Here is a 21,743-nt window from a genome sequence, read left to right as displayed (position 1 = left end):
GAACTGGGCGATCAGAAACGCGGTCGGCAGCGACGTCAAAAGGAAATCACCCCCACCATGGTATAGGGTTCAAGGTAGCGATAGCTTTGGGCCCCAACCGCATTGGGGGTATGCATCAACTCGGCCACGCCGATCACCGACAGCATCGGCGTGTCCTTGAAAATACCCGCCGGATAATTGCTCATTCCCGATACGGCAGGTGGCAGCGCCTGCGGGATGATGATGCGGCGATAGGTTTGCAGGACCGGCATGTTGATGGCCGTCGCGGCCTCCCACTGGCCTTTGGGCACGCTTTCGATGCCACCGCGATAGACCTCGGACAGGTAGGCCGCATAGTGCAGCCCGATGGCGATCAAACCGGATGTCCAGGGCGACAGATTGATGCCGAATTGCGGGCCCACATAGAAAACAAAGAACACCTGCAACAGCAGCGGGGTCGAGCGGATGAACTCGACAAATTCCCGCACGCACAGGGTCAGGATGCGGTAAGGCGTGCGCTGCGCCAGTGCAAACACAAGCCCCAGCACCACGGCGATGGCATATCCTCCGCCCGCAGCCAGCAGCGTTTTGCCCGTTGCGTCGATGAAACGCGGCAATTTAAATTGATCTTGAAACCAACAATGACAGAGTATTGAGCATGGTTGTCACACCATCGACAGTCTGGCTTCAGGCTCTTGTACGGGGATAGTTGGAAATGGAAGACACTTCAGTTCGTACGTCGGTACTAGATGCGATAGACAGCGAAATAAGGGCTTCTAAAAAGCAGCAGAAGATCTATTGGCTGCTCTCTACAGTACTTCTGCTGGTGGTCATAGTGGCCGGTGCGTTGGCCACGTTCCTGTCCGCCGTCAAAATAGACAACAATATCCTGACGGCGGCATTGGCCTTGTGTACAACGATTTTCGGAACCATCGAGAAGAACTTTGGGCTTGCGCAGAAAGCCTCGGGCTATCGTAAGGTGAAAGCACATTTTCAGAACTTGAAACTGGATATGCTGCAGACAAAGCCAGACGAGCCGGTCCCGGCAGAAGTATTCAAGAAAATCAAAGAGCTCAGGTTGCTGAAGGCGGAACTTACGGATGACTAGGGAACGCCGGAAGCACATTGACCTCATGCGATCTCTTGCTTCCGGAAACAGTGGCCAAACCAGCTGTACGGACATCTAAGCAAAGGTAAAATCTTGTATCCGTCGAATTCACCTGCGGCGGGTCCAAACTGACGTTTCCGGCTTGACGACCAAAACCCCCTATCTGTCTCGGCAAAAAATTGCCGGAGGTGTATCATTCTTTCCATGAACAGCGCTGTCAAAGCTCTGAGGGGGTTTACCTTGTGCAAGGTTCATTTTTCCGACAGGTGAACTCCTCTCACCCAAACTAAAACCTGGTACCGCGCGCCGTTACCTTTTGTTGATACAGCATCGGAAATCTGCCAGCATACTTTTCGGAAAGGACCTAATTCGAAACCAATGAATGTATTTTTTGCGAGTTTAGCGTGTACAAGAATTCAAGGCGATTATTGACAATATTGGCGGCAGATGTCGCCGGATTCACAAAACTCGTTTCTGAGGATGAAGAAGCCACCCTCCATCGCCTTGCAGAGCTTCGCTCGATTATGGATCCGATTATCGAGTCTTACGGAGGCAGGATTGCGAACACGGCTGGCGATAGTGTTCTGGCGTGTTTTGACAATCCCACCGGCGCGGTGGAAGCCGCTATTTCTATTCAAGAACAACACAATGCCAACAACGCTCAGCTTAGAACAAGCGACCGCATGAGGTACCGGATCGGTATCAATATTGGTGAGGTAGTTCAGCAACCCAACGGTGATTTGTTGGGTCACGGAGTGAATGTAGCATCCAGGCTTGAGACGATTTCGGAACCTGGCGGCATCTGCTTGGCTGAAAACGTTATTGAGCAAGTCAAAGGAAGCTTGGACTATCGGTTCACAAAGATCGGGGAGCATTTTGTCAAAAACCTTGATCAACCGCTAAAGGTGTACAAGGTGGGTGAGGCCACCTTGCCAACCTACGAGAAGGCCGCGCGAAGACTTCAGGCATGGGTTCGTGGGCAGTACTTCTTGCCCCTCTTGTTCGCGGTTGTCTTAGTATCTATTGGCTTCTCAGCCTTTGCCCTTCTGTCAAACAAATCCGACGAAGCCAAAAGTTTTGACCCTGAATACCTCGAAGATTTTCTGACCTTAGATCCATCTCCCGAAGAGTTGCTCGAATTTTTTGATTTGGTAACCGTCGGCGAATACGAGGATTCGACTTACTACGTAATCAGAACGTGGGGCGCAGAATTTGAGATTCTTGAAAAGGTTTCCGAAGCCTTGGGTGGACACCTCGTTACCATCACTGACGAAGAAGAAAACGACTTTGTGTATCAACTGACGCTGGAAGATGAGGGGCACTGGGCGTTTGAGGGAAACCTCGCTCTGGGACCATTAATTGGCTTGGTGCAGGACCCCGAAGGCGCAGAGCCTGATGGTGGCTGGGGATGGGCAAATAATGAGCCCATGAATTTCTCCAATTGGAAGCGGGGTAGTCCCGACAACAGCAGCGGCAACCAGGATTTCGGAAATTTTCAAGGCCCTAATGTTCCCAAAACCAGCCCTCTTTGGAACGACACAACAATATGGAAGCGTTCGTTCATAGTTGAGGTTCCCAAACCCTAATTCCGAAATGCGCCAGTCACAGTTTTGCGGAAGTTTCATAATTCAAGCGTGGTGCTTGACTGATTCCAGAACACCTCACTAGCATCAGTGAAAAGTATTCTGGTGGAGTATTGGTGATATGCGGTCTTTTTTCGCTTTATTTTTAATATGTTGTGTTTGTTTTTTTGGCGCAAAACCCGTGATGGCCGATTTCGCAAACGCCCAAAAAAGACTGGAATTCTTCTCCGCGAATAGTTCCTACAGAAATGCCTGGTGCCCGGAACGTAAACCTTCCAAATTCACAACCGCACCAATCACTCAACCCTTCAAAACAGCGTCCGGCAAAGACCGACCTCCCGCTGTTTTCATGAATGAACTCGGCGCAGCAAATTCCCATCTACTCCGTACCGGTTCCAAGGCGGACGCCAACCAGATCGCCGATCAGCTTGCGGCAGCCGCTCAGGCCAGATCATTCGAAAAGCAAGGATTGTACGATGGCGTGAAGATAGACGCAGCCTGGTGGCAAGCGAACATTCTGCTCAACTTGTCGATGGTGCACAGTTCACTAAGCGCAATTCTGGGAAAAAATGACCCGAGAGTTGTCGCAATTGCGGATTGGGGAGATCGACTTGCGGCAAAGGCAGGCTCAGTAGGCGGTTTCGAGCAGATGTACGGTAAAGAAGGCCATGCCGCCCGTGCGGCTGGACTTTTGGCGTGGGGTGCAGAAACAGGTAATCGAAAGGCGTTCAAAAAAGGTGAAAGAGATCTAGCATATCTGGCGCGGCAAATGCGCCCTAACGCCCCTTTGGCCGGTACATTTGACCAAGCTCGCAACAAACGTCCGGCCAAACGGCAACTACATTACACGTTCATCACGTACGGGTACCTCGTGATTGCGATGGATGCATCGCGGCGTGGCGGTGGAAAAGGCTTTCGACATAAGAGCCGTCAGACAGATATCCATGGAGCATTGGTATGGCTTGTTCAGTCATCCGCAGCGCCGAATAACCCAGTTGGCTTAAGCGGTCCCCAAGATACCTTTTTCTGGACTACGCGAAGCGATAGGTACCACAACCTCGCTTGGGCGGAGGCTTATCTTCGTAACTATCCCAACACCCAAGCAGGATTGCTTTTGAAAAGAAAACTCAAAGGTCAACGTTCGCGCGGCGTGTTTGCCGGGTGGTATGGTGGCAACCTGACCTGTTCTCTTGGCCCCGGCAGTTAGGGCCAATCAAATATCGTGAGTGTCGCTTGCTTCCCCTGCCACGCCTGCGGCGTTCTTAGGACATTCGCGTCTCAGAGTGAGTCACGTAGTACCCGAAGCAAATTAGGTCTTTCGCCGTTTCGGAACCGCATCGCCGCCTTTTCCGGCCTTGGCCGCGGCAGCACGTGCGAGGTTCTTTTTGCTGTTTGGCTTCCCCTTCGGCGGCGGTGGGCCTTTTGAGGCGCCCCGGGTCGATTGCGTATCGCCGCCTTTGGGTGCAGCGCCACGGGCTTTGCGGTTTTTTGGTTTTGCCCCCGCCGCCTTGAACAGACCATCCCCGTCGCCTGTCCGAGCGTCGCGGCGTTCGTTTCTGTCAGAATGCTCAGGTTCCGGGCGTCGCTTCTTTGATTTGAAAGGCTCACGACCCTCGGGATCGGGTTTGCGACGATGCGGGGCTGTGGCCTGATCCCGTTTTACCTGATCGGGGCCTTTTTTCGGCCCAAACGGTTTGCCCTTGTGCTTGCGATTGGGTCCGGCCCGACCGGTTGCTGATAAGTCCGGGGCTTGATCCAGACGCACGAGGTCTTTGGTCTTTTCGATCTTCATATCGGGCCCAATGGCCGCCAGAAAACCTGCGACACTGGTCTCGCGGATTTCGACATAGGTCACGTCATCTGCAATCCGAATGGCCCCGATATCGTCTTTGGTCAGATCCCCGGCCTTGCAGATCATTGGCAACATATGACGCGGCGAGGCATTCTGATTGCGCCCCTCGGACAGCGAGAACCAAACGCTTGGGCCAAACGCCGCGCGTGGTTTCGGTGCGGGTTGATCGACCGCCGCCAGCTCTTCCGGTGCGGAATGGCGCAGCTTGTACTGACGCAGATAGGCCGCCGCGATCTGCTCGGGCGTGAACCCCTCAACCAGTTTCCGAACCGAAGGACGTTCGCTTTCCGTGATCTCTGCCAGCCAGTCATCTGAGGCAAGCATCCGGGCCTGATCGCGTTCGTTCACCTCGTCGGCGGACGGGGCCGTTCCCCAATCCGCCGTCAGTTTTGCGAATTTCAGAATGCGTTCCGCCTTTTTCCGCGACGAAGGTTCAACGACCAGCGCGCTGACACCCTTGCGTCCGGCGCGGCCCGTCCGGCCAGAACGGTGCAACAGGGTTTCGTGGCTGTTTGGCAATTCGGCATGGACCACCAGATCAAGGTTCGGCAGGTCGATGCCCCGAGCCGCCACATCCGTTGCAACACAAACCCGCGCGCGCCCGTCGCGCATGGCCTGCAAGGCATTCGACCGCTCGCTCTGGGTCAATTCGCCCGAAAGCGCCACAACCGAAAACCCCCGGTTCGACAGGCGCGCGGTCAGGCGCGCCACCATCGCCCGCGTGTTGCAGAACACGATGGCATTTGGGGCCTCGTAATAGCGCAGCACGTTGATGATCGCGTTTTCGCCATCGCGCGGGGCCACCGTCATGGCGCGATATTCGATATCGGTATGCTGGGTTTGCTCGCTGACCGTACTGACCCGTTCGGCATCGCGCTGATACCGTGTCGCCAGATTGGCAATCGCGCGCGGGACCGTCGCGGAAAACAGCAATGTCTGACGGTCTGCCGGCGTTTCATCCAGAATGAACTCCAGATCCTCACGGAAGCCCAGATCCAGCATTTCGTCAGCTTCATCCAGAACCACGGCGCGGATCGCCGTCAGATCGATCGAGCCCCGCATGATATGGTCGCGCAACCGCCCCGGCGTGGCCACAACGATATGCGCGCCACGAGCCAATGCGCGACGCTCGTCCCGAATATCCATTCCGCCAACGCATGAAGCCAGATATGCACCGGCATCGGCATACAGCCAACCCAGTTCACGCTTGACCTGCAGCGCCAGTTCCCGGGTCGGCGCAACAACCAGGGCCAGAGGTGCCCCCGACACCCCGAACCTGTCACCTTCTTCCAGCAGCCGATGCGCAATCGCCAGACCAAACCCGATGGTTTTGCCCGACCCGGTCTGGGCCGAAACCAGCATATCGCGCCCTTCCAGTTCGGGCCGGGTCACAGCCTGCTGGACCTGGGTCAGAGTATCATAGCCCTTGCGCGCAAGCGCATCTGCAATGGTTTGTTTCACGGTGGTGGTTCTTTGTATCGGCCAGGTGATGTGGCTGCGCGGTATTGCAATCAGCGCATCATCCAAGGGTAAAGACCGCCCCTTAACCGGTGTTATTCCCATTGTATAGATAAGAACCGGGGCAAATCCTCGGAAAAGCGTAAATGCAGGTCAGCCCTGCCGTCACGTATTTGGATGCATAAGGCCAGCCCAATGCCGGCCTTCGTTCAAACATGGTGTGGGGCCAGTCGGCTAAACTTCGGGCAAATCGGCCCGACTTCCCACGCGCAGGAAGTCCGCGAGAATACCGCTTTTATGCATTCATGGCCTCTTGGGTAACTCGCTGCACGATTCCATGTCACAGACTCCATGCTTTTATTATGTGCATAATATAATGTTTTTGAACATTACATATGCGATATAATGAGGCCAAAACATCACCGACGGCTATCGGGATGTGTCGCAAACTATGAGACCCAATTGACGAACATGCGTGATCTGACGTTTGTTCCCGTCGAATAGCTTTTCAAACGGTTTCGGCATGATTTCGTTGAAAGGCTGTCATTTCCCCAAGGATGCAACTTTGCACACTGCGTACTTCTATCTGCGGTACACGGTGTCCTATCGTAACTTCTAAGAGATCATGGCTGAACGCGGCGTGCAGGTGGACCACACTACCCTCAACAGGTGGGTTGTTAAGTACTCACCAATAATCGCGGGGCGCGCGCAATCGAAGAAGCGACCAACACTAAGTTCCTGGCGCATGGGCGGGATCTACGTTCGTGTTCGCGGCAAATGGATGTACCTTTATTGGGCCGTCGACAAAGCTGGAACGGCCCTTGATATCATGTTGCCTGTGCAGAGGAACCGTCCAGTGGCAGCCAGGTTCTTTGTCAAAGCTCTGTCTTCTAATGGAATTCCAGACAAGATCGTCATTTACGAAAGTGGAGCCAAAGCGGCAGGCATTCGGCTATTTGCCAAGATCGCAGGATAGGTGTGTCCAGTAAGTCGCTGGCACTGGCCGCTCCAAAAATTTTTGCCATATCCATGTTTGATAGGGTGGCCCTTCACATACATTTTAAAGCCAAATGTGCCGCTTGGGCGGTGCTATTCTGCTGCCTCGAAGCGCAGGCTACGCACCTCTGGGTCAACGCGGCCGTAGGCAGAGAGCAGACGCCCGGACCACTTCTGTGCTATGTAGTCGGCCATAAACCGAGACGGTGCCATCAGAGTCACCACGCCCCCTGCCCTGTCGGCCTCGGTCAGATGCTGGAACCAGCTGGACCAAAGCTCGGGATCGCGCCCGTGCAAAATGGTCTGAACCTGCGTCCAGACATCCGCGCCGCTCGAATCGGGTGCAGGTGGCTTCACCTTGAATGGCACGATATTGGTGTCACCCTTCGGCTCTTCGGTCATCCGCGCCTGGAAATCGGGGCCGATTGTGGGCCAGACCTCGGAGGTGTCCACCATCACCTGCTTCAGATCAAACTCATAAACTGCAACGCGACCACGGGCTGCCGGACGTTTGACGGTGATCCAGCCCATTGTTTTCAGCTTGGCCATTTCGCGTTTTACGGTCCGTTCGTTCACCGACCAGAGCCGGGCGATCTCTTCCCTGCCAATCGACAGCTCATTGCTGCGCCAGTTATAGCGGGTGGTAATCAGAGCGATAACGCGGAGAATGCTGCGCTGGCGGTGCTTGTCGCCGGATAGGGCGTGCACGGTCAACGCCGAGAGAATGTCATATTTAATAGCGGGCGCATTTCGCCCGACCGGTTTTGCAACCTGCATCCCTATTCTCACCGTTCTATCTGCCTCGGACGGATGACACCGCCTATACCGCGTCGTTTTCCAACGCTTTTCGTCGTGTTGCCCTGATTAGCGTCCAAACCGACGATTCTGTCAAGCGGAGTCTGATTTGAGCGGGAGTTTGATCCAAATCCAAATCCAATTTCAAAAAGAAAATGGGTGAAGTATTGGTGATGGGGGACAGCTTGGGAGTCCCCCTATTTCCTTGTTATGTCCCCCTAAATGGGGTGGTTCTACCGATTTCGTCCCCCTAAATACTGACGCTGGCAACGTTAGCTGGGCGGCGTTGGAGGCAGACGACCCCCGAATCAGTCGGTGGCTGGGAACCCCTTGTTTTCTTACCCGTGGGTACGATTATTCACTCATCATATTTCCTTTTGCGAAATGTGCAATTTAAGCGTAAAAAGAGAAAACGTAGAAAATAGCGTCCCAAAGAACGAGACCTGAGGCATGTACACGCACGAAGACCTTAATGCATTGCGCAACCAGTCCCTCAAGCTGCAGGGCTGGATTCGCCAGCAGACCTTCAGCCCCGAGATGGAAAAGACCCTCCGCCGCTTTTCAAGCTGGGAAGTGTCCGAACTGATCTTTCGCGTCAACCAATCCACTTTTCGCGGTAAGCTGGCCGCCGACCCCTCGCTGCCCGGAGGCGAGGTTGAGCCTGATGGCCGCCAGCGCTGGTTCAGCCTGGAAGAGGTGAATGAGCTGCGCCGCCGGCTCAAGGTGAACCGCAAGTCCCTCATGCCGCCTCGCCCCGCCGGCAAACGCGCCATCCGAGCAGCCGTGGCCAACTTCAAAGGCGGCGCCGGCAAGTCCACTGTTGCCCTGCATTTGGCCCACGCCGCCGCGCTGGATGGCTACCGTGTGCTGGTGGTGGATTTCGACCCGCAGGCAACGCTGAGCCATTCCATGGGTCTGACTGACGTGGCTGAGGATTTCACTGTTTGGGGTATCATGGCCCGCGATCTGATCCGCGAGACCGAGAGGATGAACAACCGCCCCGCTGCTGCCGAATCAGGGACCGCCCTGCCCCACCGCGAGTTGCCGCCATCAATCACCGATATGGGTCTCGGCGATCTGCGCATCTCGGACTTCATCAAGCAGAGCTCGTGGTCGACCATTGATGTCGTGCCCTCCTGCGCTAACGCCGCCTTCGTGGAATTTGCCTCGGCGCAGTATCGGCATCTAAACCCCGAGTGGTCGTTCTTTGCCGCGGTGTCGCGCTATCTGGATCAGATCCCTGACGATGCCTATGACTTGATCTTATTCGATTGCCCGCCTGCGATCGGCTACCAATCTATGAACGCGGTGTTCGCCGCGGATATGCTCTACGTTCCCTCCGGCCCGGGCTATTGGGAATATGACTCGACGACGTCCTTCATCGGCCAGCTGGCCGAGGCGCTGGAAGATCTGGCTTATGGTTTCGATAAGACCTTACCCACGGGTAAGATTGGTCTGCCGAAAACGTTCTGCGAACTGCGCTTTCTGTTGACCCGGTACGAGCCGGGCAATGCGCTGCACCTGGCCATGTTCGACGCGTTCAAGAAGGTGTTCGGCGAACATGTGGCGGAACACCCGGTCGAGATGACACGCGCTGTCGAACAATCTGGCCGCTTCCTCAGTTCGGTCTACGAGATGGACTACCGCGAGATGACGCGCGAGACTTGGCGCCGTGCGCGCTCGACCTTTGACAATGTGTATGAAGAATTCCGGGGCGTGATGCTGTCGGCCTGGGATAAGCTGGAGGATGACGCATGAGCCGTAAACGCAGAATGTTCGACATCGACATGCCGGCCATGGATGACATCCCGGTTGGCAAGGTTCCGGACAAGGTGCTGGAAAAAAGACGCGGGCCGATGGCGACGGCGATCTCGGAAAACGCCGATGCGCTGCGCAATCAGCAATCGACCGAGGATTCCATCCGCGCCGAGAATGACCGTCTGGCGCATGAACTGGTTCGCTTGCGGTCCGAAGGTTTGGTGACCGAGCATGTGGCCTTGGCGGATGTCGTAACCGAAAAACTAACCCGCGACCGCAAGAGCGGTGTCGACCCCGAACTGGAGGAACTGAAAGACTCGATCCGGGATATCGGTCTGTCGAATCCCATTCGTCTCGAACGCCGGTCGGACGGTCGGTTCGACCTGATCCAGGGGATGCGCCGCCTGTCCGCGTATCGGGCTTTGCATGAGGAAACCGGCGACGAGACTTATGCGAAAATCCCGGCGGGCATTTCCGATGCGACCGATCTGAATGACAGCTACCGTCGGATGGTTGATGAGAACCTGATCCGCAAGGATATCTCCTTTGCAGAAATGGGTGCGCTGGCGCGGGCCTTCGCAGACGACCCGGCGAATGATTGCCCAGACGTGGACAAAGCCGTGGCGATTCTGTTCAAGTCCGCCAGCTATACCAAGCGGAGCTACATTAGATCTTTCGCCAGTTTGCTGATGATGCTGGACAAGGTGCTCATTCACCCCAATGAAATTCCCCGTAATCTGGGGGTCGAACTGAAACGCAAACTCGATGCCAATCCGGGATTGATCCGGCAAGTCAGCACGGCGGTGATGAGCGAACCTGATCGCGATGGCCCGCGAGAAGTATCCATTCTTCGAGAATTTGTGGAACCGAAGACCAGCGCGCTGAAAAAACCTATAGCATCCGGGAGCGGTAAAACGCGCCGTGCGAAAACCACATTTCAGGTGTCGGGTAGGGCAGGGGTGGCCAAGTGTTCGGCATCCAGTGGTAGGATTGAGTTGCGCTATGATCTCGACTTTACCCGTGTGGATAGAGCCAAGTTGGAACAGGCCATTGCCACTCTGATTGACGATTTGCAGGAGGATGACAGTCTTACCCATGGGTAAGATTGATACATGTAATTGGTAAGGCGAAGCGCCGGGTCCATAGCCCGGTGTTTTCTTTTTTGTTCCTACCCCAACAAATCCGCCGCCGGATTTTCTGTGATATCGACATCGTCATAGTATTTCTGCGCCTGTGCGAGGGAGCGGTGCAGCGACAGGCGCATGGCGGCCTGGATCGGGGCGCCGTCGAGTGCGGCCTGGGTCAGGAACCCCGAGCGCAACCCGTGCGGCGAGGCGAAGTCCTCAGGCAGCCCGGCCCGTGCCAGTCGATGTTTGACGATCTGCGCAATGGCATCCGGGCTGAGGCGGCGTTTCAGCACCCGGTCAGCCTTGGAGATGGGGCGGAACAATGGACCATCCTCGATCCCGCCAACCTCAATCCAATGCACCAGTGCCTGGGCTGCGCGGCCTTTCAGCAGCAGCCGTGGGGTCTCGTCCTTGGTGGTGGTCTTGGTTTCCAGCAGCGATATCCAGACCACGCCAGTCTTTTCGAACTCCTTTAACGAGAGGTCTTCGCGCATCATAACGGTGAGTTCCGAGCGCCGTCTACCACCAGAAGCCCAACCCAGCATCAAGATGGCGCGGTCGCGGCAATCGCGCCGAGAACCCCGACAGGTGGTGAGCAACTGCTCGAGCACGTCCCGCGTGATCGGGTGCTGCGATTTCGGGGCAGGGGGCCGGGCTGTAGCGCGGCGCGCCTTGGCCCGGGCCTGTTTCACTTGAGGCGCGTCAAACGGGGAGGGGAGGTTCTTCATCCGGTGAAACGCCAGCCAGGACGCGATGCGCCGGTCTAAAGTGGACGGGGCAGGGCAGGCAAGCGACTTGCGCAGACCCCGGTCGATCAGTGCCTCAGCTGCCTGCCGGGCGCGGTCCTCATTCGGTGCGTCTTCAAGATCGCGGGCGTGATCGAGAATGAAGGCTAGGGCTGTGGCCTCAGACTCGGGCCAGTCCAATGCAGCGTTGAACCGGGCAGATTTCCACGCTGTGACATATAGCAGGTCGCGCTCATAGGCCCTGAGCGTATTGGCGGGGGTGCCGCGGATATAGAGATCGGTCAGCGCCTCCTGGTCCGCTTGTGACAGGGCAGGGGAGGCGGCAGGCAAATACGGTGCGGGCGGTGTCATGGCTGCCATTCTGCGCGCATTTCCTCGCAAGATCAATTAGATATGATAAGCGGTACTTATCGGGAGTGACAGAAATCTGTTACCACGCCCAATGTAACGCGCAAAAAGGCTTGATTTTGATTGTAAAGCGGATGGAGGTCTAGAATTTTAGCAAAACCCGAGGATGTGTCGCAAACCCTTAGAATGGCTGTCACGCTATCCTTAATTACTGGTCTGTGCCCCCAATACGCTGCAATCCCATGCTCTGATCGGCTATTACCTTGACGGCTGGGATTACTGGTTCCGCTAAGTCGCGGCGGGCGCGTTCATTCAAAGACCTATTGCCGGGTAATCTGAATCTGCGCGCGCAGGCCCTGATCTCCGGCTTCGAAACTCAAGCCGCCGCCGTGTTGCTCGGCGACGGTTGCCGCGATGGTCAGGCCCAGGCCGAACCCGTCTGACGATCCGGTGTTCGAGCCGCGGCGGAACGGGGCCATCAGCGCCTCGATATCCGAGACCGAGAGATCGGTGCCTTTGTCCTCGACCGTGATCGTCGCGGTGGTGGCGTCGGTTTCCAGTTGCACCTCGGCGCGGCGACCGTATTTCAGCGCGTTGTCGATCAGGTTGGTCAAGGCGCGTTTCAGCGAAATAGGCCGCCCCATCACCAGCATGCGCCGGGTTTCCGGCAGGGATCCATGGCCGCGCCGCGACATGAATACCGACGGTGCGCCCTCGATCTTGACCGGAGCGATTTTTCTGAGCGTCACCGGCAGGTCCATATCCTGATAATCGGCCACGAGGGACTCGACCAAAGCGGTCAGTGAAATCTGCTGCGGCTCTTCGATGCTGAGTTCCGAGCGGGTGTAGGTCAGCACGCTTTCGATCATGCCGGTCATCTGGTCCACATCGGCCTCGAGCTTTTCGCGCAGCTCGTCATCGGCGATCAGCGCGGCGCGCAGGCGAACGCGGGTGGCGGGGGTGCCAAGGTCGTGGCTGACGCCGGACAGAACCGTGGCGCGCTTTTCCAGCTGCATCCGTTCGTCATCCAGATGGGCGTTCACGGCCGAGACGATCTCGCGCAATTCTGCAGGCCCGTCCGCGTCATAGCTGTTTGGCCCGCCCCGGCGTTTGCGGTCGTGCAGAGCGGTGGCGAAACGGGTGAAGCTGTCCGAGACATTGCCGACCGAGGTCAGAATGACCGCCAGCGCCACAATCGCGGCCAGAATGGCGGGCAGGCGCAAATCGGCAGGGGCGGCCTTGCAGCCCCAGACCCCGGTGCCATCGACCCGCTGCCAGGGGCTGCGCCCGAATTGCGCGATCAGGATCGGCTCGCTGCAATAGGTGGCCAGCAGGCGGGTCAGGTTGGCCAGTTTCTCGGGGGGCGTTTGATCGATGCCGGACATTATATCCGACACCGGATAAACCAGCCGGTCGGACATCACCGCCAGCGTCAACTCGCGCCCGGCCAGAGGGGCGGTGTTGTCGGTCAGGATCGACAGGTTGGTAACAAAACTGCGGTCCGACAGGCCCGGCAATTGCTCGAACAGCCCGGCATCGGCCAGCGCTGCGGCCTGGGCGGGCAGGGGGGTGATGGTGATCCCTGGCGGGGGGATCTGACCAATGCGCAGGTCCTCGTACACCGCGAAGCCCGCGACATAGGCGCGGGTCAGGAAGTCCTCCCACGCGCGGGCCGAGGCGAACCACAGCCCCGCCGCCAGCAGGCCCGAGGCAAAGGCCGCCCCGGTCCAGATCCAGCCCAGGCTGCGCAGGCGCGGCGCGCGCGCTGTCATGCGTCCTCTTCCACCGAAACCTCGGCGGCGAAGACATAACCGACCCCGCGTTCAGTGCGCAGCATCTGCGGGTCTTTCGGGTTGGCCTCGATCTTGGACCGCAGCCGCCCGACCAGCATGTCGATGGCGCGGCCCTGCGCCTCGGGCTTGTCGGCGCTGCCGGTGACATCCAGCGCGGCGGCGATCTCATCCCGTGTCAGGGGGATATGCGGATTGGCCAACAGCACCTTGAGCAGCGCGGTTTCCCGTTGCGACAGGGATACCAGATAGCCCTCGGGCGAATGCACCTCATCGCGCTTGCCATCATAGCTCCAGTCGTTGAACCGAAAGCTCTTGGTCCGACGGCGATAGGCCAGCGACGGTGTGCGCCTTGCGCGCTGCATCACGGCGCGGACACGGGCAAGCAGCAATTGGGGGTTGAAGGGCTTGGCGATATAGTCGTCGGCCCCGACCTCATACCCCGCCATGCGTTGATGATCGGCAGACAGGGCCGAGACCAGAATGATCGGCACATCCTGTTCGGCGCGCAGACGGGCGCAGATCTCGACCCCGTTTTCGTCCCCTAGCATCACGTCCAGCAGGATCAGGTCGATCCGGCCCGACGTCAGATGCGAGCGGATTTCGCTTTCGGAACTGGCGGGCAGGGCGATGAACCCGTTCTGATGCATGAACTGGGTCATCATCGACCGCATCTCGGGGTCGTCATCCACCACCAAAAGTCGCGGAATGCTCACGCGGTTTCTCCTCCCGATTTCTGCGCCTCCGACATCATGCATTGTAACGAACGGAAACAGATTCAATGTCAACGTAACACGCTGTAACAAAAGCGGTGAAAATTTGGGCAGTGGCACGCATTCGTCGCGGATTCTGCGTTGCCAGATGATGATCCGGTCGCAGTAATGCAGCCATCGCTGCTTTTCGCAGTCACTGAGTTCTCAGGGAGGAGACACATAATGAATCGTTTTGCATTTGCCACCGTTTCGACACTGGCCATTACGGCCGCGTCGTCTGTTGTGGCCGAGCCGCAGGCCGAAGTTCTGCATTGGTGGACATCGGGTGGTGAGGCCAAATCGGTGGCCGTATTGCAGGAAGAGTTCGCCTCGAACGGCGGTACATGGACCGACATGCCGGTTGCCGGTGGCGGCGGTGACGCGGCGATGACCGCGCTGCGCGCCCGGGTTCTGGCCGGTAACGCACCGACCGCCGTTCAGCTGAAAGGCCCTGCCATTCAGGAATGGTATGAAGAGGGTGTTCTGGCCGACATTTCCAGCGTCGCCGAGGCCGAAGGCTGGGCCGATGTGCTACCCGCCTCGATCGCCGGTCACATGCAGTGCGAAGGCACCTGGTGCGCGGCACCTGTGAACGTGCACCGTGTCGACTGGATTTGGGCTAACGCAGACGTTCTGGCGGCAAACGGCATCGAGATGCCGACCACATGGGATGAATTCAACGCCGCTGCCGACAAGCTGCAGGCCGCTGGTGTGATCCCGCTGGCCCATGGTGGTCAGGCGTGGCAGGACGCGACCGTCTTTGAGACCGTGGTTCTGGGCATTGGCGGGCCCGAGTTCTTCCAGAAAGCTCTGGTTGATCTGGACCCCGACGCGCTGACCTCGGACACGATGGTTCAGGTGTTCGACCAGATGCGCACCCTGCGTGGTTACGTGGACGAGAACTTCTCGGGCCGCGACTGGAACCTTGCCACCGCGATGGTCATGAACGGCGAAGCGGCGTTCCAGATCATGGGCGACTGGGCCAAGGGTGAGTTTCTGGCGGCTGGCAAAAAGCCCGGCGAGGACTTCCTGTGTGCCTCGACCCCCGGTGACGGCTACCTGTACAACGTTGACAGCTTTGCCATGTTCGACGTGGACGGCGATGACAAGAAAGCCGGTCAGGACCTGCTGGCCAAGCTGATCGTTGCGCCGAACTTCCAGAAAGTATTCAACCTGAACAAAGGCTCGATCCCGGCACGCACCGACGTGGCATTGGATGACTTTGACATCTGCGCCAACCTGTCGGCCGAAGACATGGGTTCGACCTCGGACGCAGGTTCGCTGCTGCCGTCTTATGCCCACGGCATGGCGCTGCGCGGGTCGCAGTCCGGTGCGATTACGGATGTTGTGACCGCGCATTTCAACTCGGATATGTCGTCGGCTGACGCAGTTCAGCAACTGGCGACCGCAGTGGCAAACAGCTACTGATCCAAATCGCTCTGCCCCTTATACTGACGGGGCAGAGCACCTTTCCCCGGAGGCTAAAATGTCCGAATGGCTGGAAAACCACCTGCCCAAGGTGGTGCTGGCACCGTCGTTCATTGCCGTATTGATCTTTGTCTACGGCTTTATCGGATGGACGGCTTGGGTGTCACTAACCCGATCGAAACTACTGCCGAAATACGAGATCAACGGCTTCATCCAATATGAACGCCTGTTCGATTCGCCCCGCTGGGATACGGCAATCAACAACCTGTATATCTTTGGCGCGCTGTTCATCGTGATTGCGATGGTGCTGGGCCTGTTGCTGGCCATCCTGCTGGATCAGAAGATCCGCGTCGAAGGGGCGATCCGTACGATCTACCTGTACCCCATGGCGCTGTCGATGATCGTCACCGGCACGGCGTGGAAGTGGATCCTGAACCCCGGTTTGGGGATCGAATCCATGGTGCAAGGCTGGGGTTTCACAAACTTCGAATTCGACTGGCTGGTGAACCCCGATTACGCCATCTACACCATTGTGATGGCCGCGATCTGGCAGAGCTCGGGCTTTGTCATGGCGTTGTTTCTGGCTGGTCTGCGGTCGGTGGATGGTGAGATCATCAAGGCCGCGCAGGTCGATGGTATCCCCACATGGCGCATCTATACGGCGATCATCATCCCGTCGATGGCCCCGATCTTCCTGTCCGCCTTCATCGTTTTGGCTCACCTTGCGATCAAAAGCTTTGACCTTGTCATTGCCCTGACAGGCGGTGGTCCGGGGTACGCGACCGATCTGCCCGCGACCTATATGTACGCCATGGCGTTTTCGCGCGGTGACATCGGTCAGGCGGCCTCGTCCGCGATGATCATGATGCTGGTCGTCTTTGCCATCGTGGTTCCCTATCTTTATTCAGAGCTGAGGGCGAAAAATGACTGATCTGTCGATGCCCCAAACCCAAACCCGCCAACAGAGCGCCTTTGGCAAGATTGCCTTGCGTTGGTTGCTTTACGTCCTGCTGGGCCTGTTTGCGCTGTATTACCTGATGCCGCTGTTCGTGATGTTGACCACGTCGCTGAAAAGCCTTGAGGAAATCCGCACTGGCAGCCTGATTTCGCTGCCGCGAGAGGTGAGCTTCGACGCGTGGAAAACCGCTTGGTCCGGGGCCTGTACCGGTATCCAATGCGAAGGCCTGCGGCCATACTTCTGGAACTCGGTCCTGATCGCGGTGCCAGCGGTGGCCATCTCGACCCTGCTGGGCGCGCTAAACGGTTATGTCGTGGCGCAATGGCGGTTCAAGGGGGCGAATATCATCTTCTCGCTGATGCTGTTTGGCTGCTTCATCCCGTTTCAGGTGGTTCTGCTGCCGATGGCGCGGCTGCTGGGCATGATGGGGATCGCCGGAACCATTCCGGGCCTGATCTTTGTCCACGTGATCTACGGGCTGGGTTTCACCACGCTGTTTTTCCGCAACTACTATGTCACCATCCCGGCCGAGCTGACCAAGGCCGCGCGCGTCGATGGGGCGGGGTTCTTGCGGATTTTCTGGTCGATCTTCCTGCCGCTGTCACTGCCCATCATCGTTGTGACCGTGATCTGGCAGTTCACGCAGATCTGGAACGACTTCCTGTTCGGCGTGTCGTTCAGCCAGGCGGGCACACAGCCCGTGACCGTGGCGCTCAACAACATCGTAAACTCCACCACCGGCGTCAAAGAATACAACGTCGACATGGCCGCCGCGATCATCGCGGGGCTGCCGACGCTGCTCGTCTATGTCGTTGCCGGTAAGTATTTCATCCGCGGCCTGACCGCTGGCTCTGTGAAGGGATAAGACCCATGGCTCCTATTCTCGACATCAACAAACTGTACAAGAATTACGGCGCGACCGAGATTCTGAAGGACATCAACATCTCGATCGATCCGGGTGACTTTCTGGTGCTGGTCGGGCCGTCGGGCTGCGGCAAGTCCACCCTGCTGAACTGTATCGCGGGGTTGGAGGAGATCACCGGCGGCACGCTGTCCATCGGCGGCAATGACATGACCCATGTCAGCCCCAAGGACCGCGATATCGCGATGGTGTTCCAGTCCTATGCGCTGTATCCGACCATGTCGGTGGCCAAGAACATCACCTTTGGCATGAAAGTGCGCGGGGTCGATCAGGCGACGCAGGAGGCCAAACTGAAACAGGTGGCCCAATTGCTGCAGATCGAGCCGCTGCTGAACCGCCGCCCCAGCCAATTGTCGGGCGGTCAGCGTCAGCGGGTGGCGATGGGCCGGGCGCTGGTGCGCGATCCTAAACTGTTCCTGTTTGACGAGCCGCTGTCGAACCTCGACGCCAAGCTGCGGGTCGAGATGCGGACCGAGATCAAGAAGCTGCACCAGACTTTGGATGCCTCCATCGTCTACGTGACCCACGACCAGATCGAGGCGATGACGCTGGCGACCAAGATCGTCGTTCTCAAGGGCGGTGTCGTGCAGCAGATCGGCAGCCCGGCCGAGATCTACAACAACCCGGCCAACCTGTTTGTGGCCGATTTCATGGGCTCGCCCGCGATGAACCTGATCCCGGCGCAGGCGTCGAACAGCGGCTCGGGCACGCAGATCTCGATTGCGCGCGAAACCGGCGAGACGCTGGTTCTGAACGATGCCCGCGATCTGTCGCTGCCGCAGGACGTGATCCTTGGCCTGCGGCCCGAGGACATCGCCGAGGCCGGGTTCCGCGCCGGGGCAGGGGTGCAAGAGGCCGAATGCCTGGTCGATATGGTCGAACCGGCGGGCGCCGATACCTATGTGGTCTCGGAACTGGGCGGCAAGCAGGTCACTGCTCGGCTGCACGCCGAAACCAGCGCCAAGGCCGGAGAGATGCTGAACTTTGCCATCGACATGAGCAAAGTGTCGTATTTCGCAAAAGAAACCGGCGAGCGGCTGAACTGACCCCATGCGACTGGTTGCGGATATTGGCGGCACAAACACGCGGCTGGCCCTGACAGGGGCCGGTTCCGTGTTGATCGAAAACGCCAAGGGCTACAAAAACGCGGACTACGCCAGGTTCGAGGATGTGATTTTGGCGTATTTCGATGAGGTCGGTGCCCGCGACCCCGACCAGATCGTGGTTGCCATGGCCGGGCCGGTCAGCGGCAACAAGGGCCGATTGACCAATCTGGACTGGGTGATTGATGGGGCGGCCTTGTCGTCGCGCTTTTCGGGCGCGCGGGTGCGTGTGATCAATGATTTGACCGCTTTGGGCCACGCGGCCTTTCACCTGAAACCTGCGCAGCTTTTGTCTGTCGTGGAAAATGATCCACTGGGCTCTGAGCAACCACAGGCGCTGGTGGTGGGGATCGGCACCGGTTTCAACGTCAGCCCGGCGGTCGATCTGGGCGACCGGACGGTCTGCCCGCCGGTCGAGGCCGGACATGCGAGCCTCTATAGCTCGGTCAGCGCCGCGCTGGAGGACGTGCAACCGGGCCTGTCCGCAGCCTTTCCCACGGTCGAGACGCTGTTCTCGGGCCGTGGCCGCCGCAAGTTCCTGTCCTTGGTCACAGGGCAGCGCGTTGACAGTGCCACGCCCTATATCGCCAAAACTGGCGAACCCGGAAACGAAGCCTTCGACACGGCGCTAGACGGCTATGCGCATCTGATCGGCGTGTTGCTGCGTGAATTGAAGGTGGCCTACCTGCCCACCGATGGAATCTTTCTGGCCGGGGGCGTTGCGCGCAGCTCGCTTGTGGGCAAACGGGCCGAGATTTGCTGCGCAGCTTTGTTACAGAAAAACGACTATGTATCGCTTTCGCCTTCGGTCTGGATCATCGATGACGATGCGGCGGCGCTAACAGGCTGCGCATCACTGGCCTGAAACCCGGTTTCGTTCAACGTCAAGTAAACAAGTTGGGATATCGGACTCAACCGTCTGGTAACGGCGTGGTGCACCCACTAAGCTCGGCCCGACCTTGCGGCAGAGAGGTTTTGTTCCTGCCGGCAAGGGCCGTTGTGGAGCCAAAATGCGTGTCAGTGTCGGGATCGCCGTATCTATACTTGTTGCCCTGTCGATCGGTGTATCGACCTTTGTCGTGCATTCCCTGTGGTGGACCACGGCACGGGAAAACAGCCGGATGCTGGCGGCCGAGATCAATGGCCAGATCGCCAACACCGTAAAAACCGAACTGGGACTGACCCTCAGATCGGCCGAGGCCGCCTGGGCCGCGGTGCGGACCATCTTTATCCAGAACGTCATCCAGACCCGTCAGGCCGACAAGCGCGAGTTTGTGTTTCTGTCGCAGCTGCAGGCGCAGCCCAATATCTCGTGGATCACCTTCGGCTGGCCCGACGGCAATTTCTTTGCGGCCCATCGTCTGGGCGATAGCGGGCTGGAGATGATCGAGATCGACGAGAATATCCGCGACCGGCAACTGCGCAAGGATCGCTACATCTTCATCCCCGGCGATATCCAGTTCGAGGAACGCAGCTTTACCGAAACCGGATACGACCCACGCGCGCATGCCTGGTACCGCAATTTCATAACCCGTGACACGCCCGACTGGATCGAGGTGCGGGACCTGCCGGACAGCGACAAGACCGTCTATGCCTTTGCCGGTCCAATTGACGTGCGCCGTCAGCGGCAGGGTGTTTTGGCTGTGGCCATCGACACCGATCGGCTTTCGCGCTTTCTGGGCTCGTTGCGCCCGGGAGAGTTCGGCGCGGCCTTTATCCTGAACGCCGATGGCAAGGTGATCGCCATTCCCGATCCCAAGGCGGACGAGGTCACTCCGGCCCGGATGGGTGAGGGGGAGCTGTATGAGGTTGCCAAGATCTCGGGCGAACGGCTGATGGCGGATGCGGAAAACAAGACGCCCGGCCCGGTGACCAAGCGGATCGTTTATGACGACGTGCCTTATGCGGTGGCGCTGACGCCGCTGGGGTTTTACGGCTGGCGGGTTGCTACGGTGATCCCGGAATCGGCTTTCCTGTCGGGGATCGACCGGACGCTGGTCAATCTGGTCTATATCCTGCTTGGGGTCGTGGTTGTGGCCATCGGTCTGGCGATCTGGTTCGTGCGCCACGTGGTGGCGAACCCGCTGTCCCGCGTGGCCGAGGACCTGAGCCGGATCGAACGGTTTGACGTCGAACAGGTCTCGCGCCGCCCCTCGCGCCTGACCGAGTTGGAGAACCTGTCGGCCGCAACGGCCAGCATGGCTGTGGGTCTGTCGGCCTTCCGCAAATACGTGCCGACCGATCTGGTGCGGATGCTGGTGGCCGAAGGGATCAAGACCCAGCCGGGGGGCGAGACCAAACAGATCTCGGTTCTGTTCTGCGATGTGTCGGGCTTTACGGGTCTGACCGAAAAGCACGGCCCCAAGATCGTGGAACTGATGGAGCCGTTTTTCAGCGCGGCCTCCTCCACCATCGAACGGCATGACGGGACCATCGACAAGTTCATCGGCGACGCGGTGATGGCCTTTTGGGGCGCGCCCCGGGCGAACCCGGATCACGCCGAACATGCCTGCCGCGCCGCGCTTGAACTGATCGATGTGGTGGAAAAATCGGGCCTTCAACGCGAAAACGACAATGCGTTGCGCGTGCGGATCGGCTTGAATAGTGGTGAGGCGCTGGTCGGCAATATCGGGTCCGAGCAGCGGTTGAACTACACCGCGATTGGTGACGTTGTGAATGTGGCCAGCCGCCTGGAAGGGGCGAACAAGGGCTACGGAAGCTCGATCATCATCGGTCCCGAGACCCGGCGCGAGGCGGGCGAGTCCATCGTGGTGCGCGAATTGGACACGGTAGAGATCATGGGCCGGTCGAAGGAACTGGTGGTGTTTGAACTGATCGCCATGGCGGACAGTTTCACTGGGCCCCGTGAGTGGATCGACGCGTATGAGACCGGCCTGTCCCACTTCCGCGCCGAACGTTTTGCTGAGGCTATTGCCGCCTTCAAAAAGGCCGACAGCTTGCGCGGGGGTGATCCGGCGTCGGTTATCATGATGAAACGCGCCGCCGCCCAGCAGGCTGATCCTGTGCAGACCGCCTGAGC

The 21,743-nt window shown here is 58.3% G+C and carries 18 protein-coding genes; 12 read left to right on the top strand and 6 right to left on the bottom strand.

Annotation, left to right across the window (positions count from 1 at the left end; genetic code table 11):
- Nucleotides 1–35: 35 nt before the first annotated feature.
- A complete protein-coding gene (ehuD, locus tag ACR0AC_RS11465; protein WP_480873456.1) occupies nucleotides 36–596 on the bottom strand; it encodes an ectoine/hydroxyectoine ABC transporter permease subunit EhuD in 561 nt (186 codons plus the stop codon).
- A gap of 98 nt (nucleotides 597–694) precedes the next feature.
- Between ehuD and ACR0AC_RS11460 the strand changes: the two genes are divergently transcribed.
- From ACR0AC_RS11460 to ACR0AC_RS11450, 3 genes are all read left to right on the top strand, one after another.
- Nucleotides 695–1,087, top strand: a complete 393-nt coding sequence (locus tag ACR0AC_RS11460; protein WP_170622499.1) for a hypothetical protein — start codon at nucleotides 695–697, stop codon at nucleotides 1,085–1,087.
- 404 nt (nucleotides 1,088–1,491) lie between these two features.
- Nucleotides 1,492–2,673, top strand: a complete 1,182-nt coding sequence (locus tag ACR0AC_RS11455; protein WP_480873454.1) for an adenylate/guanylate cyclase domain-containing protein — start codon at nucleotides 1,492–1,494, stop codon at nucleotides 2,671–2,673.
- 118 nt (nucleotides 2,674–2,791) lie between these two features.
- Nucleotides 2,792–3,877, top strand: a complete 1,086-nt coding sequence (locus ACR0AC_RS11450; RefSeq protein WP_480873452.1) for a hypothetical protein — start codon at nucleotides 2,792–2,794, stop codon at nucleotides 3,875–3,877.
- 102 nt (nucleotides 3,878–3,979) lie between these two features.
- On the opposite strand, the gene ACR0AC_RS11445 is transcribed toward ACR0AC_RS11450, so the two are convergent.
- On the bottom strand, nucleotides 3,980–5,983 hold the full coding sequence (locus ACR0AC_RS11445; protein WP_480873451.1) for a DEAD/DEAH box helicase: 2,004 nt from the start codon (nucleotides 5,981–5,983) through the stop codon (nucleotides 3,980–3,982).
- Nucleotides 5,984–6,605: 622 nt separating this feature from the next.
- On the opposite strand from ACR0AC_RS11445, the gene ACR0AC_RS11440 reads away from it, so the two are divergent.
- Nucleotides 6,606–6,956: a DDE-type integrase/transposase/recombinase gene (locus ACR0AC_RS11440; RefSeq protein WP_480873449.1), complete on the top strand. Its 351-nt coding sequence runs from the start codon at nucleotides 6,606–6,608 to the stop codon at nucleotides 6,954–6,956.
- 113 nt (nucleotides 6,957–7,069) lie between these two features.
- On the opposite strand, the gene ACR0AC_RS11435 is transcribed toward ACR0AC_RS11440, so the two are convergent.
- The gene (locus ACR0AC_RS11435) at nucleotides 7,070–7,753 is read right to left on the bottom strand and encodes a DnaA N-terminal domain-containing protein (RefSeq protein WP_170622504.1); all 684 of its coding nucleotides are present in this window, start codon (nucleotides 7,751–7,753) and stop codon (nucleotides 7,070–7,072) included.
- A gap of 468 nt (nucleotides 7,754–8,221) precedes the next feature.
- On the opposite strand from ACR0AC_RS11435, the gene ACR0AC_RS11430 reads away from it, so the two are divergent.
- Nucleotides 8,222–9,529, top strand: coding sequence for an AAA family ATPase (locus tag ACR0AC_RS11430; protein WP_170622505.1), 1,308 nt, complete (start codon nucleotides 8,222–8,224; stop codon nucleotides 9,527–9,529).
- Complete coding sequence (locus ACR0AC_RS11425) at nucleotides 9,526–10,632, top strand: ParB N-terminal domain-containing protein (protein ID WP_480707849.1); 1,107 nt, start codon at nucleotides 9,526–9,528, stop codon at nucleotides 10,630–10,632. The genes ACR0AC_RS11430 and ACR0AC_RS11425 overlap by 4 nt, the downstream gene beginning before the upstream one ends.
- A gap of 65 nt (nucleotides 10,633–10,697) precedes the next feature.
- Here the strand turns inward: ACR0AC_RS11425 and ACR0AC_RS11420 are convergent, their stop codons facing one another.
- The 3 genes from ACR0AC_RS11420 to ACR0AC_RS11410 all read right to left on the bottom strand — a co-directional run bounded on the left by ACR0AC_RS11420 (nucleotide 10,698) and on the right by ACR0AC_RS11410 (nucleotide 14,256).
- Nucleotides 10,698–11,753, bottom strand: coding sequence for a tyrosine-type recombinase/integrase (locus ACR0AC_RS11420; protein ID WP_480873447.1), 1,056 nt, complete (start codon nucleotides 11,751–11,753; stop codon nucleotides 10,698–10,700).
- Nucleotides 11,754–12,070: 317 nt separating this feature from the next.
- A complete protein-coding gene (locus tag ACR0AC_RS11415; RefSeq protein WP_170622507.1) occupies nucleotides 12,071–13,522 on the bottom strand; it encodes a sensor histidine kinase in 1,452 nt (483 codons plus the stop codon).
- A complete protein-coding gene (locus ACR0AC_RS11410) occupies nucleotides 13,519–14,256 on the bottom strand; it encodes a response regulator transcription factor (RefSeq protein WP_170630660.1) in 738 nt (245 codons plus the stop codon). Before ACR0AC_RS11410 ends, ACR0AC_RS11415 begins: the two co-directional genes overlap by 4 nt.
- A 219-nt stretch (nucleotides 14,257–14,475) precedes the next feature.
- Here ACR0AC_RS11410 and ACR0AC_RS11405 point away from each other — a divergent pair, with 219 nt between their 5' ends.
- From ACR0AC_RS11405 to ACR0AC_RS11380, 6 genes are all read left to right on the top strand, one after another.
- A complete protein-coding gene (locus ACR0AC_RS11405) occupies nucleotides 14,476–15,720 on the top strand; it encodes an ABC transporter substrate-binding protein (protein ID WP_480873444.1) in 1,245 nt (414 codons plus the stop codon).
- A gap of 58 nt (nucleotides 15,721–15,778) precedes the next feature.
- The gene (locus tag ACR0AC_RS11400) at nucleotides 15,779–16,651 is read left to right on the top strand and encodes a carbohydrate ABC transporter permease (protein ID WP_170622510.1); all 873 of its coding nucleotides are present in this window, start codon (nucleotides 15,779–15,781) and stop codon (nucleotides 16,649–16,651) included.
- Nucleotides 16,644–17,543, top strand: a complete 900-nt coding sequence (locus ACR0AC_RS11395; RefSeq protein WP_480873442.1) for a carbohydrate ABC transporter permease — start codon at nucleotides 16,644–16,646, stop codon at nucleotides 17,541–17,543. Before ACR0AC_RS11400 ends, ACR0AC_RS11395 begins: the two co-directional genes overlap by 8 nt.
- Nucleotides 17,544–17,548: 5 nt before the next feature.
- Complete coding sequence (locus tag ACR0AC_RS11390) at nucleotides 17,549–18,646, top strand: ABC transporter ATP-binding protein (protein ID WP_480873440.1); 1,098 nt, start codon at nucleotides 17,549–17,551, stop codon at nucleotides 18,644–18,646.
- Between the two features lie 4 nt (nucleotides 18,647–18,650).
- Entirely contained in the window at nucleotides 18,651–19,568 is a 918-nt protein-coding gene (locus ACR0AC_RS11385) for a glucokinase (protein ID WP_480873439.1), read from the top strand.
- A 145-nt stretch (nucleotides 19,569–19,713) separates the two neighbouring features.
- The gene (locus ACR0AC_RS11380; protein WP_480873437.1) at nucleotides 19,714–21,741 is read left to right on the top strand and encodes an adenylate/guanylate cyclase domain-containing protein; all 2,028 of its coding nucleotides are present in this window, start codon (nucleotides 19,714–19,716) and stop codon (nucleotides 21,739–21,741) included.
- Nucleotides 21,742–21,743: the final 2 nt, after the last annotated feature.

Source organism: Ruegeria sp. H7, assembly GCF_056532945.1.
Note: the sequence above shows the minus strand (reverse complement) of the source record. Positions and strands in the feature narration are given on the sequence as shown.